This window comes from Mycobacterium sp. TH-M116 (genome assembly GCF_057473685.1).
Map to the genome: position 1 here is coordinate 1 of NZ_JBYCLC010000289.1, position 2,331 is coordinate 2,331.

A 2,331-nucleotide genomic window follows, 5' to 3' on the forward strand; every position below is an offset into this window, starting at 1 on the left:
TGACGGCCAGGATCTCGGCGGCCAGCAGGGCCAGGATGATGCCGTCCTTGTCGGTGGTCCACACCGAGCCGTCGCGGCGCAGGAACGACGCCCCGGCCGACTCCTCGCCGCCGAAGCCGATGGTGCCGCCGATCAGCCCGTCGACGAACCACTTGAACCCGACCGGCACCTCGAGCAGCTTGCGGCCGATGCCCGCGACCACCCGGTCGATGATCGACGAACTGACCGCGGTCTTGCCCACGGCGATGCCGTCGGGCCACGACGGGCGGTGGGTGTAGAGGTAGTCGATGGCCACCGCGAGGTAGTGGTTCGGGTTGAGCAGCCCCGCGTCGGGGGTGACGATGCCGTGACGGTCGGCGTCGGCGTCGTTGCCGGTGGCGATCTGGAAGCGGTCCCGGTTGGCGATGAGCCCGGCCATCGCGTCCGGCGAGCTGCAGTCCATCCGGATCTTGCCGTCGTGGTCGAGCGTCATGAACCGCCAGGTGGCGTCGACCAGCGGGTTGACCACGGTCAGCTCGAGGTTGTGCCGCTGCGCGATCTCGCCCCAGTAGTCCACGCTGGCCCCGCCCAGCGGGTCGGCCCCGATCCGTATCCCGGCCGCGCGGATCGCGGCGACGTCGACCACGTTGGGCAGGTCGTCGACGTAGTTGCCTAGGTAGTCGTGGCGGTGGACGGTCTGCAGCGCGCGGGCCAGCGGGACCCGCTTCACCCCCGCGCCGGTGCGCAGAATCTCGTTGGCGCGCTTGGCGATCGCGTTGGTGGCCTCGGTGCCGGCGGGGCCGCCGTGGGGCGGGTTGTACTTGAAGCCGCCGTCGGCGGGCGGGTTGTGCGACGGCGTGACCACGATCCCGTCGGCCAGCGCCTCGGTGCGGCCGCGGTTGTAGGCGAGGATGGCGTGGCTGACCGCCGGCGTCGGCGTGTACCGGTCCCGCGAGTCGACCATGGCCACAACATCGTTGGCGGCCAACACCTCCAGCGCCGACACCCAGGCCGGCTCCGAAAGCCCATGCGTATCGCGGCCGATGAACAACGGCCCGGTGGTGCCGTGGGCGGTACGGTACTCGACGATGGCCTGGGTGACGGCCAGGATGTGGGCCTCGTTGAACGCTCCGTTCAGCGCCGAGCCGCGGTGACCCGAGGTGCCGAACACCACCTGCTGGGCGATGTCCTCGGGGTCCGGAGCGATGCAGTAGTAGCAGGTGATGAGGTGGGGCAGATCGACGAGGTCTTCGGGCTGGGCCGGCTGACCGGCACGCGGGTTGGCCACCATGGCTACTCATTCTGCCCGCGCCTCCCCTCGCGCGCGCTCCGAGCCTTACGCGCCGGCGTATCCGGTTACGCTGCGAAGCGCATCTCCAGCACACCCAAGGCAGCAAACGGAAGGGAACCGATCAGTGGCAAGCCTCGACCACCGCGAGTTGGCCGCGGTTTTCGCCGGCGGCGCGTTGGGCGCGCTGGCCCGCGCCGTGATTACCGTACTCACCGTCCATGACCCGGCGAGCTGGCCGTGGCCGACGTTCACGGTGAACATCGTCGGCGCCTTCCTGGTCGGCTACTTCACCACCCGGCTGCTCGAACGGCTCCCGTCGTCCAGCTACCGGCGCCCCCTGCTGGGCACCGGGCTGTGCGGCGGGCTGACCACGTTCTCCACGATGCAGGTCGAGACGCTGAGCATGCTCCAGGGCGGCCACTGGGCCCTCGCCGCGGCCTACACCGTCACCACCATCGTGCTGGGATTCCTCGCAGTGCACCTGTCCACCGCGTTCGTGCGCCGGGTGCGGTTTCGGCGATGACGGGCGCGTTGACATCACTGGCCGTGTGGGCCGGCGTGCTGCTCGCCGGAGGCACCGGGGCGGTGCTGCGTTTCCTGGTGGACCGGACGGTGGGCCGGCGGGTCGCCCGGCCGTTTCCGTTCGGCACCCTGACGGTCAACATCAGCGGGGCCGCGCTGCTCGGGGTGATCAGCGGACTGGCCCTGAGCAGGGAGGCGGCCCTGCTGACCGACACCGCGTTCGTCGGCGCCTACACGACCTTCTCCACCTGGATGCTGGAATCCCAGCGACTCGGCGAGGAGCGCCAGTTGCGCCCGGCGCTGGCCAACATCGTCGTCAGCATCGCGTTGGGGCTCGCCGCGGCGCAGCTGGGGCAGCGGATCGCCGAACACTTGTGACGGTGTCGGTGGCCCCGTCTACTATCGAACTCATGTTCGAATCATTGGTGGCGGTGGACCCCTCCTCCGGCGAAGCGGCGCTCATCGAGCGCATCGCCGAGCTGGAACGGCTCAAATCCGCCGCCGCGGCCGGCCAGGCCCGCGCCGCGGCCGCCCTGGAG

At 70.5% G+C, this 2,331-nt stretch carries 3 protein-coding genes and 1 pseudogene; 3 read left to right on the top strand and 1 reads right to left on the bottom strand.

The annotated features are described in order from the left end of the window. Positions 1 to 1,270 (bottom strand): phosphoglucomutase (alpha-D-glucose-1,6-bisphosphate-dependent) (pgm, locus tag AC2VOK_RS14990; RefSeq protein WP_428901193.1); only part of this gene is annotated, 1,270 nt, incomplete at its 3' end. A 124-nt stretch (positions 1,271 to 1,394) separates the two neighbouring features. Here pgm and crcB (AC2VOK_RS14995) point away from each other — a divergent pair. The 3 genes and pseudogenes from crcB (AC2VOK_RS14995) to AC2VOK_RS15005 all read left to right on the top strand — a co-directional run. Then, a complete protein-coding gene (gene crcB / locus AC2VOK_RS14995) occupies positions 1,395 to 1,793 on the top strand; it encodes a fluoride efflux transporter CrcB (RefSeq protein WP_343708405.1) in 399 nt (132 codons plus the stop codon). Then, the gene (gene crcB, locus AC2VOK_RS15000; RefSeq protein WP_343708406.1) at positions 1,790 to 2,170 is read left to right on the top strand and encodes a fluoride efflux transporter CrcB; all 381 of its coding nucleotides are present in this window, start codon (positions 1,790 to 1,792) and stop codon (positions 2,168 to 2,170) included. Before crcB (AC2VOK_RS14995) ends, crcB (AC2VOK_RS15000) begins: the two co-directional genes overlap by 4 nt. 32 nt (positions 2,171 to 2,202) lie before the next feature. Continuing rightward, a pseudogene (locus AC2VOK_RS15005) lies at positions 2,203 to 2,331 on the top strand (HNH endonuclease); the annotation flags it as partial.

Excerpts from the sequence above, each read along its gene's own strand:
- crcB (WP_343708406.1), top strand. The coding sequence starts at position 1,790 with ATGACGGGCGCGTTGACATCACTGGCCGTGTGGGCCGGCGTGCTGCTC.